This is a genomic window from Stenotrophomonas sp. TWI700, assembly GCF_039673645.1.
Taxonomy (GTDB): Bacteria; Pseudomonadota; Gammaproteobacteria; order Xanthomonadales; family Xanthomonadaceae; genus Stenotrophomonas; species Stenotrophomonas maltophilia_AA.
In genome coordinates this window covers 1-15,930 of sequence record NZ_JBDJMB010000019.1, presented here as the reverse complement: position 1 = coordinate 15,930, position 15,930 = coordinate 1, and the positions used below count along the sequence as shown (strand labels likewise).

The window sequence follows — 15,930 nt, the reverse complement described above, 5'->3', positions numbered from 1 at the left end:
ACGCAGAAGGGAATGCATGGGAACTCTCAGACAAGCGCAGTGAACACAAGTTCCCGCCGAAGCGGGACATTGATCCTAGGGCGTTTATGATTTCTTAACAAGTCTTCGTTCTCCCCAGAACAAAACTCGCGCCGAGATTACTGAAGCCGTTCAGGTGCCGGCGAGGAAGCATCCATTCCGCGGAACAGTATGTCGAATTCCGTCAACGGAAAGTGATACTCCTGCCCGCAGAATTCGCAGCGCACCTCGACCGCGCCGCTGGGCTCGGCGGCGGCACGGGCCTCTTCCTCGCCGATGGACTGCAGCATGCCTTCCACCCGCTCGCGCGAGCACGAGCAGGCAAAGCGCAGGGCCTTGTCGCCCAGCAGTTCCGGCGTCTCTTCATGGAACAGGCGGTGCAGCAGATCGTGGCCCGGCACCTCCAGCAATTCCTGCTTGCCCAGGGTCTCGAACAGGGCGCTGGCCCGCGACCAGCCATCCTGGTCGCCTTCATCGCCGGGCAGCTTCTGCAGCAGCAGGCCCGCGGCGCGGGTGCCGTCGGCGGCCAGCAGCAAGCGGGTCGGCAGCTGTTCGGACTGGCGGAAATAATCCTCGAAGGCTTCGTCCAGGCCGGCCGCGGTCAGGCCGACCAGGCTCTGGTAACGCTGCGGTTCGCGCGGATCCAGGCCGGGATTCTCGATGGTGATCGCCAGCAGCGCATCCTCGCCCAGGGCGGTGAGGTCGCGCGGCGCGTCGCCGCCGCCGTCGGCCAGCTGCACGATGCCGCGCAGGGTGCCGGCCGCGGTGCACTCGGCGAACAGGGTGCGCATGGCGGTGTTGCTGCGCAGCTGGATCGACAGGCGGCCATCGACCTTGGTATGCCCGGTGAACAGCGCAGAGGCGACGCTCGCCTCACCGAGCAGTTCAGCGGCGCCCGGCGGATAGACCGCATGGGAGAGGATTTCCCGCCAGGTGTCATCGAGGTGCACGTGCACGCCGCGGACGCCGGCATCGGGAAGCAGGAAACGGACAAGGGAGTCGGATTGGGCGGTCATCGGTTCGGTGGCTGCGCGAAAGGAGTGCCGGTTGCCGGATAATGCGCCGACCACCGTGCAAGTAAAGGATGCACCAGTAATGGGGGCAGAGCGCAGCAACCTCAAGGTCGAACCGGACCTGGAACCATCACGTCCACGCCGCTGGCACTGGAAGCGCCTGCTGTGGCTGCCGGTCCTGTTCGTGGGGTTCAGCGTGCTGCAGGTACTGGCCCTGCGCGTCATCGATCCGCCCGTCTCCAGCGTGATGCTGTGGCGCTACGGCGAGGCGCTGGGGCAGAGCGACTGGAGCTACCGCCTGCACTACCAGTGGCGCGACCTGGAGCAGATGGCGCCGAGCCTGCCCATTTCGCTGGTGGCCGCCGAGGACCAGCGCTTCCCGGAACACAACGGCTTCGACCTGCAGGCGATCGAGAAGGCGCGCGACCACAATGCGCGCGGCGGTCGCCTGCGCGGCGCCAGCACGATCAGCCAGCAGGTCGCCAAGAACCTGTTCCTGTGGCAGGGCCGCAGCTGGGTCCGCAAGGGACTGGAGGTCTGGTACACGGTGTTGATCGAAGCGCTGTGGCCCAAGTCCCGCATCCTGGAGATGTACGCCAACATCGCCGAGTTCGGCGATGGCATCTATGGCGCGCAGGCCGCGTCGCGGCAGTACTGGAACAAGGACGCGTCCCGGTTGAGCCCGGCTGAAAGCGCGCGGCTGGCGGCGGTGCTGCCATCGCCCCGGCGTTACAGCGCGGCCAAGCCGGGGCCGTACGTGCAGCGCCGCGCGGCATGGATCCAGCGGCAGGCGCGGCAGCTGGGCGGGGATGCCTATCTCGACCGGGACTGAGCATTCATGTACGTGATTGCCTGACGCTACAATCGCGGCATGAACAGCCCTCGCCTGACCGTCGTCGTCGCCGCCCACAACGAAGCACTGGCCCTGCCGATGCTGCACCCGCGGCTGCGCGCGGTGCTCGATGGGCTGGAGGGCATCGACGGCCGCGTGCTGTATGTGGATGACGGCAGCACCGATACCACCTGGGCGGTGATGCAGGGCCTGGCCGAGACCGATGCCTGCGTCGGCGTTCTGCGGCTGTCGCGCAACTTCGGCAAGGAGGCCGCGCTCACCGCCGGGCTGGATCTGGTCGACGGGGGCGCGGTGATGATCCTCGATGCCGACGGCCAGGATCCGCCCGAGCTGATTCCCGAATTCGTCGCGTTGTGGCAGCAGGGCTACGACAACGTGTATGGCACGCGCCTGGTGCGCGATGGCGAAAGCTGGCTCAAGCGGTCGACGGCCAAGGCCTTCTACCGGGTGATCGGGCGCCTGTCCAAGACCCCGATCCCGGCCGATACCGGCGATTTCCGGCTGCTCTCGCCGCGCGCGCTGCAGGCGCTGGGCCAGCTGCGTGAGCGTCACCGGTTCATGAAAGGACTGTTCGGCTGGGTTGGCTTCCGCCGCAAGGCCTTGCCCTACCATCGCCATGCGCGGCTGGTCGGCGAGAGCAAGTTTGGTTTCTGGCGGTTGTGGAACTTCGCGCTGGAAGGCATCACCGGATTCTCGACCGCGCCGCTGCGCGTGACCACCTACCTGGGCCTGGCGGCAGCGACGTTCGCGTTCCTCTTCGCGCTGGTGGTCGTGTTGAAGGCGGCCCTGTACGGCGACCGCGTCGCCGGCTGGCCGACGATGATGGCGGTGATCCTGTTCCTGGGCGGCATCCAGCTGATCGCGCTGGGCCTGATCGGCGAATACCTGGGTCGGCTGTATGAGGAATCCAAGCAGCGCCCGCTGTACCTGATTGACACCTGGCAACCACCGTTCGTGGCAGACTCGGCCGTGCATCCCATCGGTGGAGAGCTGCGAGATGACCACGGTACGACAGCTGTTGGAAGGCAAGTCCCCTGAGGTATTCGCCGTCGCCCCGACATCGGCGGTGATCGACGCGATCCGGCTGATGGCCGAAAAAGGCATCGGCGCGGTGCTGGTGATGGAGGGCCGGCAGCTGGTCGGCATCCTTTCCGAGCGCGATTACGCGCGGAAGATCGTGCTGCACGAGCGCTCCTCGCGGACAACCGAAGTGCGCGAGATCATGACGCCCAAGGTAGTGACCGTCGCCCCTGGCGAGCAGGTCGAACACTGCCTGCAACTGGTCACCGATTACCGTATCCGCCACCTGCCGGTAGTCGACACCACGGGCGTGCTCGGCGTGATCTCGATCGGCGATCTGGTCAAGTCGGTGATCGACGAACAGGCGCAGAAACTGGATCAGCTGCAGCAGTACATCGTCGCTGGCTGAGCAGGCATCCGTGCGGCAGGGCAGGCCGACTCTGCGTCGGTACCTGCCCGCGCGTCCACGCGCTTACTTGGCGTAGCGACCGCCGCAGTTGCTGTCCTCACCCGGGCCGGTTTCGATCGTGGCCAGCAGCGCCGCGGGCGGCGCGATGCTGCCCAGCGCCAGGGCGATCGCCCCGCGGATGCCCAAGGCCTTGAAGTCCGGGCGGAACGAAGGATCCTTGAAGGTGCCGCCGATGCGCAGCGGCGAGCGCAGTGCCAGGATGCTCATGTCCTTCGGGCGCGGGCGCAGCAGCAGGTCCAGCTGTTCCTGTTTCAGATCCACCGTGCCCTGGCCGAGGATCAGGGTGTCGGTGGTATCGAAGGCGAGCGACCGCGATTGCATCACCCCGTTGTCCACGCCGAAGTCGCCCCACGCGCAGCGCAGCGGGATCTGCTTGTCGCCGGTAAACAGGAACTTCACCGATTCGGCGACATCCAGGCCGGCCAGTTCCATGATCAGATTGCCGACGTGCCCGCGGCCGATACCGACCGCCACCGTGCCATCGGAACTGCCCAGCATCGCGGCGATCGAGTTGCCCTGGCCCGTCAATTTGACATCCCCACTGATGCCGCCCGATGCCTGCTCGGCCAGCTTCGCATCCGGGAACAGCTTGCCCAGCTGCACCTTGCGGATGGTCGCCTGCAGCTGCGTGGAGATCGCCTGTTTGCGCGCATCCATCCGGATCGTGCTGCGGATGTCCCCACCGGCGACGCCGAAGTTCAGCGGTTCCAGGCGCAGCAGGCCATCGTCGAGCTTGAGGTGGGCATCCATGTCATCCAGCGGCAGCGTCGGCGAATTGATCCGCTGCGCCTTCCAGCGCACATCGGCATCCATCGCGCGCAGCTTGGACAGGTTGTACGGCGTATCCGGCAGCACCTTGGCACGCGCGGCCAGCGCGGCGGCCTTCGCCTTCTGTTCGGCATTGGCCGATTCCCCGGCGCCGGTCTTCGGTGGCGCGCCGATGAAGCCGGCCAGATCGTCGAAGTCCAACCGCTTGGACACCAGATCCGCCTTCAGGAACGGCCGTTCGCCGCTCACGTCGATCTGCGCGGTACCGCCCAGATCGCTGTCGCCGGCCGTGCCGGTGAAATTCTCGTAGCGCCAGATCGCGTTGTCGCGTTTCAACCGCCCCTTCAGCCGGTACGGCGGCGTCGACGGAATCGCGATCCCGATCAGCGGGAACAGATCCTCCATGTCCTGGCCGCTGAGCATCAGCTCCAGATCGAACACCCGCAGCTGGAACGGATTGGTCAGCGTGCCGCTCGCGATCGCATGCGTATTCCCGGCGCGCCCATCCAGATGGATGCGGAACGGATGCCCGGTATTGGTCAGCTCCAGCGGTGACTCGGTATTGCCATCCAGCGAGAACGCATTGCCCTGCCAGCGCCCTTTGCCCTTGACGAACAGCGGCGGACCACTCTCACGATCGCGCGGCTTGCCACTGTTGAGCGAGACCAGCACATCCGTCCTGCCTGCCGCATCCTGGAACTGCAGGCGGCCATCCTCGATCAGCAACCGCTGCAGTACCGGCGGATCGCCATCACTTGGCCCCAGGAAATCCCAGTTGCCCGGCTGATTCTTGTCCGGCGCCGTCTCCAGCAGCAGGTCCGGCCGCGTCAGCCGGATTTCCGGAATCCGCACCTGCCCGCGCAGCAGCGGCCACACCCGCAGATCGATCTCCGCCCGATCCGCCGTCGCCATCTGCGGCTGCTTGGCCCACGTCGCATTGGCAAACGTCAGCCCATCACCGCGCACCGTCGTGACCCGACCGAGATCCACATCCAGATCCCCGGCGATATGGAACTCACGCCCGGTCTTGGCCTGCACCGCGCGCTCCACCGGCCCCTTGAACCAATTCCAATCCCACAGCGCGATCAGGATCAACAACGCCGCAAACAGGAACACCAGAATGGCCAACCACCGCTGCCCCCGCTTGCCGGGACGACGCCAGCGCCAGCGGGAACGGGAAGGAGCATCGGACGGAGCAGGGGACGGGACAGTATTCACATCCCCATGGTTGTCCTTGCATCGTGCAGACAACGCGAAGCATTGGTAAGCGTAGTGTCAGGGTGGAGCGTATCGACCATCGGCGTCGCCTGCGTCGACGCCTTCGGGAGGTGCTGCGCGGTCCCCATACGCGGCCAGACTCGGCACCCGATCCAGCCAAAGATCTTGATCTTCCCAGGCCACCCGCCAACCGTGAGCGGGGCGGTGCGGGTGGGTTGGCGGGACCATGAGCGCCATGGATGGCGCGACATGAGTCTCCAGGGGTGAAGGCGCATTGCTTGCGAGGCACTGCCTCGCATGCGACTGAACGCCCAGCCGCCAGCGGCTGGGCCGGGCCGCGGAGCGGGATTCACGGCGTGTCCCGCCAACCCACCCGTGCCGACCCAGCCTGGCGCATCCCTGAAGCCCGAGCCGCTCTTGCTGCTGCTGTTGCTGCCGCTGCCGTTGCCGTCGCCGCTGCCTTACCGGCAAGAAAACAGCACTCAAAGAATCTGCGCAGTCACCGCAACGAAGTGGCACACACTCCCGCCGATCACGAACAGATGCCAGATCGCATGCGAATACGGCACCGACTCCCGGTGATAAAACACCGTCCCCAACGTATAGAACACCCCGCCGGCCAACAGCCAGCCCAGCGTCCACCCGTCCAGCGAATGCCACATCGGCTTGATCGCCACCATCACCATCCAGCCCATCGCGATATAGATGATCGTCGACAACAGCTTGAAACGGCCCGTATAGAACAACTTGAACACCACCCCGAACAACGCCAGCGCCCAGATCGCCGTGAACATCCCCCAGCCCCACGGCCCCCCGCGCAGCCCGATCAGCGTGAACGGCGTATACGTACCGGCGATCAACAGATAGATCGCACAGTGATCGAACACCTTCAGCCGGCCCTTCGCGACCGGATGCTGGATCGCGTGATAGAGCGTCGAGGCGGTATACAACAGCAGCAGCGCCACCCCGAAAACGATCGCGCTGGCCAACTGCCAGCCGTCGCCATAGATGGCGGCCAACGTGATCAACACAGCGCTGCCAGCCAGGGCAGCGACGGCGCCAAGCCCGTGGGTCAAGGCGCTGGCGATTTCTTCTCGAACGGAAACGACAGAGGTCATGGCGATGATCGGATGTGCGGGGAGGGGGAGCCCGCTCCCCCCTATCATCGCCAAGATGGGCCGCGCATGCACGCGCGGCCGTTCAGCCGACAGATCGGCGAAGGATCAGCTGACCGACACGCTGTGCGCGGCTTCGCGCGTGGCCGCGAAGCGCACGTCCGGCGCGCGTTCCTGCGCCAGCTGCAGATTGACCCGCGTCGGTGCCAGGTACACCAGCTGGCCGGCGGCATCGATGCTGAGGTTGCCCGCGTTCTTCTCGCGGAACTCCTCCAGCTTCTTCTCGTTGCTGCAGGTCACCCAGCGTGCCGTGGTCACGCTGACCGGCTCGAAGGTCGCTTCCACGCCGTACTCGTCCTTCAGGCGGTAGGCGGCCACGTCGAACTGCAGCACACCCACGGCGCCCAGGATCAGGTCGTTGCTCATCAACGGGCGGAAGAACTGCGTCGCGCCTTCTTCGGACAGCTGTGCCAGGCCCTTCTGCAGCTGCTTGAGCTTGAGCGGATCGCGCAGGCGTGCGCGGCGGAACAGTTCCGGCGCGAAGTTCGGGATGCCGGTGAAGCTGACGGCTTCGCCCTCGGTGAAGGTGTCACCGATGGAGATCGTGCCGTGGTTGTGGATGCCGATCACATCGCCCGGCCACGCTTCGGCGGCGATCTCGCGATCGCTGGCCATGAAGGTCAGCGCATTGGCCAGCTTCATTTCCTTGCCGGTGCGCACATGGAAGGTCTTCATGCCGGCCACGAAATGGCCCGAACACACCCGCATGAACGCCACGCGGTCGCGGTGCTGCGGGTCCATGTTCGCCTGGATCTTGAACACGAAGCCGGTCAGCTTGTTTTCCTGCGGCGCGATGACGCGGCCGGTGGTCGCGCGCGGCTGCGGCGACGGCGCATGCTCGACGAAGAAGTCCAGCAGCGGCTGCACGCCGAAGTTGTTCACGCCCGAGCCGAAGAACACCGGGGTCTGCTTGCCGGCCAGGTAGGCCTCCACGTCGAACGGATGGCTGGCGCCCTGCACCAGCTCCAGCTCGTCACGCAGATCGGCCAGCATGCGCTCGCCGATCTTCTCGGCCAACCCCGGCGAATCGATCGACGGGAAGATGGTCGAATCCTGGCGGGTGAAGTTGCGGCCCTGCTCGTACAGGTGCACCTCACCGCTGATCAGATGCACCACGCCCTTCAGGCGCTGGCCCATGCCGATCGGCCAGGTGACGGGCGCGCACTGGATGCCGAGCACGCTTTCCACTTCATCCAGCAGGTCGATGGGCTCCTTGCCCTCGCGATCGAGCTTGTTGATGAAGGTCATGATCGGGGTGTCGCGCAGGCGGCACACTTCCATCAGCTTGATGGTGCGCTCTTCCACGCCCTTGGCCACGTCGATCACCATCAGCGCCGAGTCCACTGCGGTGAGCACGCGGTAGGTGTCCTCGCCGAAGTCGGCGTGGCCGGGGGTGTCGAGCAGGTTGACGATCTTGCCTTCGTACGGGAACTGCATCACCGAGGAGGTGACCGAGATCCCGCGTTCCTTTTCCAGCGCCATCCAGTCGGAGGTGGCATGGCGCGCGGCCTTGCGACCCTTGACCGAACCGGCCATCTGGATCGCACCGCCGAACAGCAGCAGCTTTTCGGTCAGCGTGGTCTTGCCGGCGTCAGGATGGGAAATGATGGCGAAGGTGCGGCGGCGCGCAGCTTCGGTAGCGACTTCGGACATGGCGTGACGCGCCCGCCCGGGGCGCTTTTCATGGAGATAAGCCGCTCAGTATAGCGGGGGCGGGCATGGCCGGGGTCAGGGCAGGGCGGATGCGCCGGCCTCGTCCGTGGTCCGGGCGAAGCGCAGCTCGCCCTGCGGGCTGACGATGCGGGCCGGGATCGAGCGCAGTCGCATGCCCGCATTGACCTGGACCGCGAAGTGCAGATGCGGGGCCGCGCTGTAGCCGGTATTGCCCGACAGCCCGATGCGTTGCCCCGCCTGGACCTGCTCGCCCGGGCGCACCAGCACGCCGTTGTGCTGCAGATGGGCGTACACGGCCATGCTGCCGTCCTCATGCAGCACCCGCACCAGGTTGGCCCGGCCCAGATCGTGGTCGCGGTCCTGTCCATTGCCCTGATACCCGGCCTGGACCTGCATGACGGTGCCGGCCCGCGCCGCGAGCACGGGGCTGCCTTCGGGCAGCGCGAAGTCGATGGCGTCGCGGTTCTCCGGATCGGTGTGGCTGTACTGCCCTTGCGGCGCCTGGCTGACCTGGATGCGGGCGGCATCGAAGGGGAGCAGATAGGCCACATCGCGTGGGCGCGCCGCCGGATCGCCCGGGACGGCGGTCATGTCCAGCCGGATCGCGGTCGCACCGGCGGGGGGCTGCAGGCGGGTGACCACCACGCTGGCCGCGCCGGCGATCACTGTCTGCAGGGGCAGACCCGGCATCGCCGGGGTGCTTGCGGCAGGCCGCACCGAGACCTGGACCGGACCGGCCAGGCGGTTGTCGACCCGCGCCTGCCAGCGCTCGCCGGTACCTTCCAGGGTCAGCACGGCGAGGCCGGGCCCTGCCGCCACCGGGGCGGGGCGGGCAGGGCTGGCGGTCGCCGGGCGGTCGATCCGCCAGCCGTTGCGCCAGTCACTGGCCGGCACGGCGCCGGCGTTCAGCACCGGGGCCAGGACGAGGATCAGGGTGGGCAGACGTAGGCAGCGCAAGGCTCTGGCCGATTGGGGAGGTGCCCCGAGTATGCGTGACTGATGATCATCTGGAATATATATCGCTTCATGCCGATGAAGGGATTGACATGGCCCGGAAGCACTGGCATCGTGGCTCCACCATCGAGACCGGCAGAGGGACAGGCCCTTTGAAGCCGGGGCAGCCCGCAGACGCGAAAGCGACCTGCGTAGGTGCCAAATCCTGCGGAGACCGTTGGTGTCTTCCGAAAGATGGTTCGAACCGTGCACCGTGCGTGCGCTTCGAACGCGAGCTCCGCGAAAGCTCGATGGCCGACTCCTACTTTGGATACCGCCATGAGCTTCGCCACCGCCGCCCCTGTCGCCACCGACTCTTTCGCACCGCTCAGCGTCCCCGTCGACGCCGGGCTGAACGCCGTGCGCGGCGATATCGCGGCGGTGCTGTCGATGCGTCATGGCGGGCCGCGGCCGGTGCGCCTGCGCTACGAATGCGTCGGTCGCGCCGAGGCGCCGGTGGTGGTGCTGGCCGGCGGCATCTCCGCGCATCGCCATGTGGCGGCCAATGCCGAATTCCCCGAAAAGGGCTGGGCCGAGGGCCTGGTCGCCGCGGGCAGCGCGCTGGATCCGGCCTCGCTGCGCATCCTGGCGTTCGATTTCATCGGTGCCGATGGTGCGCTCGACCTGCCGATCGATACCGCCGACCAGGCCGATGCGCTGGCCCTGCTGCTGGATCATCTAGGCATCGCGCGCCTGCAGTGCTTCGTCGGCTACTCCTACGGCGCGCTGGTCGGCCAGCAGTTCGCGATCCGTCACCGCCAGCGCCTGCAGAAGCTGATCGCGGTGAGCGGCGCGCATCGTCCGCATCCGTATGCCGCGGCCTGGCGTGCGCTGCAGCGCCGTGCGGTCGCGCTTGGCCAGCTTCAGTGCGCCGAGAGCCACGGGCTGTCGCTGGCGCGCCAGTTCGCCATGCTCAGCTACCGCACGCCGGAAGAGTTCGGCGAGCGCTTCGACGCCGCGCCGGAAGTGGTCAATGGCCGCGTGCGCGTCGCCGCTGAAGATTATCTGGATGCCGCCGGTGCGCAGTACGTCGCCCGTACCCCGGTCGATGCCTACCTGCGCCTGTCCGAATCGATCGACCTGCATCGCATCGACCCGGCCGCCATCCTGGTGCCGACCGTCGTGGTCGCCGTGGAAGGCGATCGCCTGGTGCCGCTGGCCGACTGCGTCGGCCTGGTCGAGGGGCTGGGCCCGCGCGGCAGCCTGCGCGTGCTGCGCTCGCCGTACGGCCACGACGCCTTCCTGAAAGAAACCGATCGCATCGACGCGATCCTCGCCACCGCTTTTCGATCCCCCGGAGAAACCGCATGAGCCGTTCCGCTGGTACCGAGCCGTCCTGTAGCCGCGTCACCGCCGCCGTGCGTGCCGGCATCGACCGTGACACCGCCCACGGCGCGGTGACCCCGCCGATCGTGCTGTCCTCGAACTTCAGCTTCGATGGCTTCGGCAACAAGCGCCAGTACGACTACACGCGCAGCGGCAACCCGACCCGGGACCTGCTCGGTGAAGCGCTGGCCGAACTCGAAGGCGGCGCGGGCGGGGTGATCACCTCGACCGGCATGGGCGCGATCAACCTGGTGCTCAATGCACTGCTGCAGCCCGGCGATACGCTGGTGGTGCCGCACGATGCATACGGCGGCAGCTGGCGGCTGTTCAACGCGCTGGCGAAGAAGGGCCACTTCGGCCTGATCACCGCCGACCTGACCGATCCGCGTTCGCTGGCCGACGCGCTGGCGCAGTCGCCGACCCTGGTGCTGATCGAAACCCCGTCCAACCCGCTGCTGCGCATCACCGACCTGCGCTTCGTCATCGATGCCGCGCACAAGGCCGGGGCCAAAGTGGTGGTCGACAACACGTTCCTGTCGCCGGCGCTGCAGCAGCCGATCAGCTTCGGAGCCGATCTGGTGCTGCACTCCACCACCAAGTACATCAACGGTCACAGCGATGTGGTCGGCGGGGCGGTGATCGCGCGCGATCCGGCCGTGCACGAACAGCTGGTGTGGTGGGCCAACGCGCTCGGCCTGACCGGTTCGCCGTTCGATGCGTTCCTGACGTTGCGCGGTCTGCGTACGCTCGGTGCGCGCCTGCGTGCGCACCAGGAAAACACGGCGGCCGTGGTCGAGCTGCTGGCCGCCAGCGATGCGGTCGCCAGCGTGTACTACCCCGGCCTGGCCGATCATCCCGGCCATGCCATCGCGGCCCGCCAGCAGAGCGGTTTCGGCGCGATGCTCTCGTTCGAACTGGCCTCGTGCCCGGGCGATGATCCGCATGCGGCGGTGCGCGCTTTCGTGGATGGCCTGCGCTGCTTCACCCTGGCCGAGTCGCTGGGCGGCGTCGAGAGCCTGGTCGCGCATCCGGCGACCATGACCCACGCTGCGATGACCCCGGAAGCGCGCGCGCATGCCGGGATCAGCGAAGGGCTGCTGCGCCTCTCGGTCGGCATCGAGTCGCCGGAAGATCTGGTGGCCGATCTGCAGGGCGGGCTGGAGCGCGCGCAGGTGGTGATCGATCAGCATCGTGACGTGCAGCGGCGCAAACAGGTGGATGCATGAGCGCGGTCCTCACCCTGCCATTGGCCGCCCATCGAAAGCTGGCGCTGCTCGGCACCGGGACGGTCGGCACCGCCTTCGTCCAGCGCTATGCCTCGCTGCAGGACCGCGGCATCACCCTGCCGTCGTTCTCGTGGCTGGCCAATTCGCGTACGGCGCGGGCCTGCGAACAGACCCCCGCGCACGAGCTTGCACAGGCCAACCTGGTGGCGCGCGGCGCGGTGGCGCTGCAGCCCTGGGCGGAAGCCGAAGGCCTGCAGCGCGGCGATGTGGTGGTCGATGCGACGGCCAGTGACGAGGTCGCCAACTGGCATGAACAGTGGCTGGCGCGTGGCGTGCACGTGGTGACCGCCAACAAGCTCGGCCAGGGCGCGCAGCTGGCCCGTGCCCAAGCCATCGCCGACAGCGGACAGCAGGGTGCTGCGCATTACGGCGACAGTGCAACGGTGGGTGCAGGCCTGCCGCTGCTGAGCAGCCTGCGCGCGCTGGTCGCCGGTGGCGACCGCATCCATCGCGTGGAGGGCGTACTGTCCGGTTCGCTGGCCTGGTTGTTCCATCACTTCGATGGCCAGCGCCCGTTTTCGGCGTGGGTGCGCGAGGCCGCCGAGGCCGGCTACACCGAGCCGGATCCGCGCGTGGATCTCTCCGGCGAGGACGTGCGTCGCAAACTGCTGATCCTGGCGCGGGCCAGCGGCATCGCGCTGCGCGCCGAGCAGGTACAGGTCGCCTCGCTGGTACCGGAGGCGCTCGCCACGCTGTCACCGGCGGATGCGCTGGGCCGGCTTTCGCTGCTGGACGCACCGCTGCAGGCTTACTGGCAGCAGGCGCAGGAACAAGCAGGGTGTCTACGTTTCGTCGGTGGTTTCGATCACGACGGGGCCTCCGTCGGGCTGCGTGTACTGCCGCGAGACCATCCGCTGGCCGGCGGCGCGCAGACCGACAACCGGGTGGCGATCCACAGCGACCGGTATCACGCCCAGCCGCTGCTGATCCAGGGGCCGGGCGCCGGGGCGGAGGTCACCGCCGCCGCGCTGCTGGACGATGTGCTGGCGATCGTGCGGCGCTGATTGCCACGCGATCCCACCCAGGCACACGGTAGCGCCAGGGTGGGCTGGCTGCGTCGGCGGAGAACGCTGAGGACGGCCGCTGCCACGCCGGGCGTGGCACTACCGGGGTGTCGGCTCAGTCGCGTTGTGAGAGCGCCTTCAGCAATGCCGCATTGAACCGTGCCGGATCCTGCACCTGCGGCGAGTGGCCGAGGTCTTCGAAGGTCACCAGGGTGGCGCCCGGAATCGCCGCGGCGGCCGCCTTGCCCAGCGCCGGGTAATTGCCCAGCGTCGCTTTCAGCGCCGGCGGCGCCAGATCACGGCCTATCGCGGTGCGGTCGGTCTGGCCGATGAACAACGTGGTCGGCACGGTCAGCGTCGGCAACTCATAAACGACCGGCTGGTTGAACACCATGTCCGAGGTCAGCGCCTGGCTCCACGCCACCGCCTGTCTGCCGGGACCGTCGTACATGCGCGACTGCATGCGCACCCACTGGTCGTACTCGGGCTTCCACTGGCCGTTGTAGTACACCTCCAGCTGGTACTTTTTGATGCTGTCGAAGCTGGTCTTCAGCTCGCCCGCATACCAGGCATCGATGCTGCGCCACGGCACGCCCTTGGCCTTCCAGTCTTCCAGGCCGATCGGGTTGACCAGCGACAGGCTGAGCAATCGCTGGGGATACATCAACGCGAAGCGTGCCGCCAACATGCCGCCCATTGAATGGCCGACGATGTGCAGCTTGCCCTCGCCATAGCCCAGATGCTCCAGCAGTGCTTCGGTATTGGCCGCCAGCTGGCCGAACGAGTACTGGTAGCGCTCGGGCTTGCTCGATTTGCAGAAGCCGACCTGGTCCGGCGCGATCACCCGGTAGCTGGCCGCGCTCAGTGCCGCGATGGTGTCCTTCCAGGTGGCCGCGCAGAAGTTCTTGCCATGCAGCAGCACGACCGTACCGGCGAAGCCTTTGCCACTGGCAGGAACGTCGATGTAGGCCATCTCCAGCGGCTGGCGCTGTGACTCGAAGCGGAAGATCTTGACCGGGTACGGGTAATCGAAGCCTTCCAGCCGCGGGCCGTAGGTCTCGGCGGCGAGGGTGGTCAGCGGCAGGCAGGCGAGCAGGGCGGCGGCCAGGATGCGCATGGCAGTCTCCGGAACAGGGGAGTCCTGACTGTACCGGAGCGGCCGTGCAGACGGGCCGATGATGCGAACGACAGCGGCCGACCCGAGGTCGGCCCTACCGTCCGGGGCGCTCGATCAGCACTCGATGACGTTGACCGCCAGCCCGCCGCGGCTGGTTTCCTTGTACTTGTCCTGCATGTCGCGGCCGGTGTCGCGCATGGTCTTGATGACCTTGTCCAGCGACACCTTGTGCTTGCCATCGCCGCGCATCGCCATGCGCGAGGCGTTGATCGCCTTGACCGCGCCCATCGCATTGCGCTCGATGCAGGGGATCTGGACCAGGCCACCGATCGGGTCGCAGGTCAGGCCGAGGTTGTGTTCCATGCCGATCTCGGCGGCGTTCTCGATCTGGCTCGGATTGCCGCCCAGTGCGGCGACCAAGCCGCCGGCCGCCATCGAGCAGGCCACGCCCACTTCGCCCTGGCAGCCGACTTCGGCACCGGAGATCGAGGCGTTTTCCTTGTACAGAATGCCGATCGCCGCCGAGGTCAGCAGGAAATCGAACACGCGCTGTTCGTTGGCGCCAGGGCAGAAGCGATCGAAATAGTGCAGCACCGCCGGCAGTACGCCGGCTGCGCCGTTGGTCGGCGCGGTGACCACGCGGCCGCCGGCGGCGTTTTCTTCGTTCACCGCCAGCGCGTACAGGTTGACCCAGTCCAGCGTGGTCAACGGATCGCGCATCGCCGCTTCCGGCTTGGAGGACAGTTCGCGGTACAACGCCGGTGCGCGGCGCGAGACATGCAGGCCGCCGGGCAGGGTGCCCTCCTGGCGGATGCCGCGCTCCACGCAGGCCTGCATGGCGCTCCAGATTTCGCGCAGGCTGTCGCGGATCTCGTCTTCGGTGCGCCAGCACTTCTCGTTCTCGAACATCATCTGGGCGATGCTCAGCCCGCTGCGCGCGGTCTGCGCGAGCAGTTCGTCGCCGCTCTTGAAGGGGTAGGGCAGCGGGGTTTCATCGGGCACGATGCGGTCATCGGCCGCATCGTCCTGGTTGACCACGAAGCCGCCGCCGACGGAGTAGTAATCGCGCGTGGCGATCACCTGCTCATCGGCGCCATAGGCGGTGAAGCGCATGCCGTTGGTGTGGTACGGCAGCTTCTGGCGCTTGTTCAGGCCCAGGTCGCGCTTCTCATCAAAGGCGATCTCGTGCTGCCCCATCAGGCGGATGCGCTTGCTGCTGCGGATGCGCTCGAGGGTCTCCGGGATGATGTCGGGGTCGATCAGGTTCGGGCGCTGGCCTTCCAGCCCGAGCAGCACGGCCTTGTCGGTGCCATGGCCGCGGCCGGTCAGCGCCAGCGAGCCGTAGACATCCGCGCGGATGCGCACCACGTCCTGCAGGTGGCCCGGATCGAGCAGCCAGCGGTGCACGAAACGTTCGGCAGCCTTCATCGGTCCCACGGTGTGCGAAGAACTCGGGCCAATGCCGATCTTGAAAACGTCGAACGTGCTGACAGCCATGATTGCCAAACTGCGGGTATCGGATGGAGCGCTATTCTATGCGCTTCGTGCCGCCGGCTCTGGCTGCGGCGCAACATTTCCCAAGGCGGGTGGGCCGGTGTTTACCTTGTACCAGCGTGATGACTGCCACTTGTGCGACCAGGCCCTGGCGGTACTGGCCCAGGCCCGGGTGGCCGATCTGGACAGTGTGTTCATTGATGACGATGCCACGCTGGAGGCCCGCTACGGGCTGCGGGTGCCGGTGTTGCGCGATGCGCAGGGGCGGGAGCTGGAGTGGCCGTTCGATGTGGCGGGATTGCGGGCCTGGATCGGCTGACACCGGGTGTGCCAACGGGCGCCTGACCTCGCTCGTCGGTGCCCGATGCCGCTCGGCGGTGCCTGATGCGGCTCGCGGTGCCTGATGCGGCTCGGCGGTGCCGGATGCGGCTCGCGCTGCCTGATGCGGTAGTGCCGGCCGCTGGCCGGCTCCCCGGAGTCGATCACCGCGCGAGGAGCCGGC

General features: G+C 67.3%; 14 protein-coding genes and 1 riboswitch. Of the genes, 7 read left to right on the top strand and 7 right to left on the bottom strand.

Annotated elements, in window-relative coordinates; all coding sequences use genetic code 11:
• Positions 1–137: 137 nt before the first annotated feature.
• Positions 138–1,034 carry an Hsp33 family molecular chaperone HslO gene (locus ABE473_RS13615; protein WP_346489836.1) on the bottom strand — a complete coding sequence of 299 codons (897 nt, stop codon included), beginning with the start codon at positions 1,032–1,034 and terminating at the stop codon, positions 138–140.
• 79 nt (positions 1,035–1,113) lie between these two features.
• Here ABE473_RS13615 and mtgA point away from each other — a divergent pair, with 79 nt between their 5' ends.
• From mtgA to ABE473_RS13600, 3 genes are read left to right on the top strand one after another with little or no spacing between them, the layout of a single operon-like run.
• Complete coding sequence (gene mtgA, locus ABE473_RS13610; protein WP_346489835.1) at positions 1,114–1,863, top strand: monofunctional biosynthetic peptidoglycan transglycosylase; 750 nt, start codon at positions 1,114–1,116, stop codon at positions 1,861–1,863.
• 39 nt (positions 1,864–1,902) lie between these two features.
• Entirely contained in the window at positions 1,903–2,922 is a 1,020-nt protein-coding gene (locus tag ABE473_RS13605; protein WP_346489834.1) for a glycosyltransferase family 2 protein, read from the top strand.
• Positions 2,882–3,313 carry a CBS domain-containing protein gene (locus tag ABE473_RS13600; RefSeq protein WP_346489833.1) on the top strand — a complete coding sequence of 144 codons (432 nt, stop codon included), beginning with the start codon at positions 2,882–2,884 and terminating at the stop codon, positions 3,311–3,313. The genes ABE473_RS13605 and ABE473_RS13600 overlap by 41 nt, the downstream gene beginning before the upstream one ends.
• A gap of 63 nt (positions 3,314–3,376) precedes the next feature.
• On the opposite strand, the gene ABE473_RS13595 is transcribed toward ABE473_RS13600, so the two are convergent.
• The 4 genes from ABE473_RS13595 to ABE473_RS13580 all read right to left on the bottom strand — a co-directional run bounded on the left by ABE473_RS13595 (position 3,377) and on the right by ABE473_RS13580 (position 9,165).
• Complete coding sequence (locus ABE473_RS13595; RefSeq protein ID WP_346489832.1) at positions 3,377–5,359, bottom strand: AsmA family protein; 1,983 nt, start codon at positions 5,357–5,359, stop codon at positions 3,377–3,379.
• Between the two features lie 482 nt (positions 5,360–5,841).
• Complete coding sequence (locus tag ABE473_RS13590) at positions 5,842–6,483, bottom strand: hemolysin III family protein (protein WP_346489864.1); 642 nt, start codon at positions 6,481–6,483, stop codon at positions 5,842–5,844.
• 99 nt (positions 6,484–6,582) lie between these two features.
• Positions 6,583–8,187, bottom strand: a complete 1,605-nt coding sequence (locus ABE473_RS13585; protein WP_346489831.1) for a peptide chain release factor 3 — start codon at positions 8,185–8,187, stop codon at positions 6,583–6,585.
• A gap of 75 nt (positions 8,188–8,262) precedes the next feature.
• Complete coding sequence (locus ABE473_RS13580) at positions 8,263–9,165, bottom strand: peptidoglycan DD-metalloendopeptidase family protein (RefSeq protein ID WP_346489830.1); 903 nt, start codon at positions 9,163–9,165, stop codon at positions 8,263–8,265.
• Between the two features lie 117 nt (positions 9,166–9,282).
• Positions 9,283–9,403, top strand: a riboswitch (SAM riboswitch).
• A 77-nt stretch (positions 9,404–9,480) separates the two neighbouring features.
• Between ABE473_RS13580 and ABE473_RS13575 the strand changes: the two genes are divergently transcribed.
• Genes ABE473_RS13575 through ABE473_RS13565 form a run of 3 tightly spaced genes read left to right on the top strand, consistent with a single transcriptional unit; the run spans position 9,481 to position 12,817 of the window.
• Positions 9,481–10,512 carry a homoserine O-succinyltransferase gene (locus ABE473_RS13575; RefSeq protein WP_346489829.1) on the top strand — a complete coding sequence of 344 codons (1,032 nt, stop codon included), beginning with the start codon at positions 9,481–9,483 and terminating at the stop codon, positions 10,510–10,512.
• Positions 10,509–11,753, top strand: coding sequence for an O-succinylhomoserine (thiol)-lyase (locus tag ABE473_RS13570; RefSeq protein WP_346489828.1), 1,245 nt, complete (start codon positions 10,509–10,511; stop codon positions 11,751–11,753). Before ABE473_RS13575 ends, ABE473_RS13570 begins: the two co-directional genes overlap by 4 nt.
• The gene (locus ABE473_RS13565; RefSeq protein ID WP_346489827.1) at positions 11,750–12,817 is read left to right on the top strand and encodes a homoserine dehydrogenase; all 1,068 of its coding nucleotides are present in this window, start codon (positions 11,750–11,752) and stop codon (positions 12,815–12,817) included. Before ABE473_RS13570 ends, ABE473_RS13565 begins: the two co-directional genes overlap by 4 nt.
• Before the next feature lie 115 nt (positions 12,818–12,932).
• Here ABE473_RS13565 and ABE473_RS13560 read toward each other — a convergent pair whose 3' ends face one another.
• Entirely contained in the window at positions 12,933–13,934 is a 1,002-nt protein-coding gene (locus ABE473_RS13560; protein WP_346489826.1) for an alpha/beta hydrolase, read from the bottom strand.
• A gap of 114 nt (positions 13,935–14,048) precedes the next feature.
• Positions 14,049–15,431, bottom strand: coding sequence for an L-serine ammonia-lyase (locus ABE473_RS13555; protein ID WP_123730460.1), 1,383 nt, complete (start codon positions 15,429–15,431; stop codon positions 14,049–14,051).
• Between the two features lie 97 nt (positions 15,432–15,528).
• On the opposite strand from ABE473_RS13555, the gene ABE473_RS13550 reads away from it, so the two are divergent.
• Entirely contained in the window at positions 15,529–15,747 is a 219-nt protein-coding gene (locus ABE473_RS13550; RefSeq protein WP_346489863.1) for a glutaredoxin family protein, read from the top strand.
• The last annotated feature ends 183 nt before the right edge of the window (positions 15,748–15,930 follow it).

Coding starts and splice junctions, on each gene's coding strand:
- ABE473_RS13615 (WP_346489836.1), bottom strand. CDS start 1,034: ATGACCGCCCAATCCGACTCCCTTGTCCGTTTCCTGCTTCCCGATGCC.
- mtgA (WP_346489835.1), top strand. CDS start 1,114: ATGGGGGCAGAGCGCAGCAACCTCAAGGTCGAACCGGACCTGGAACCA.
- ABE473_RS13575 (WP_346489829.1), top strand. CDS start 9,481: ATGAGCTTCGCCACCGCCGCCCCTGTCGCCACCGACTCTTTCGCACCG.
- ABE473_RS13555 (WP_123730460.1), bottom strand. CDS start 15,431: ATGGCTGTCAGCACGTTCGACGTTTTCAAGATCGGCATTGGCCCGAGT.
- ABE473_RS13570 (WP_346489828.1), top strand. CDS start 10,509: ATGAGCCGTTCCGCTGGTACCGAGCCGTCCTGTAGCCGCGTCACCGCC.
- ABE473_RS13560 (WP_346489826.1), bottom strand. CDS start 13,934: ATGCGCATCCTGGCCGCCGCCCTGCTCGCCTGCCTGCCGCTGACCACC.
- ABE473_RS13585 (WP_346489831.1), bottom strand. CDS start 8,187: ATGTCCGAAGTCGCTACCGAAGCTGCGCGCCGCCGCACCTTCGCCATC.
- ABE473_RS13600 (WP_346489833.1), top strand. CDS start 2,882: ATGACCACGGTACGACAGCTGTTGGAAGGCAAGTCCCCTGAGGTATTC.
- ABE473_RS13565 (WP_346489827.1), top strand. CDS start 11,750: ATGAGCGCGGTCCTCACCCTGCCATTGGCCGCCCATCGAAAGCTGGCG.
- ABE473_RS13605 (WP_346489834.1), top strand. CDS start 1,903: ATGAACAGCCCTCGCCTGACCGTCGTCGTCGCCGCCCACAACGAAGCA.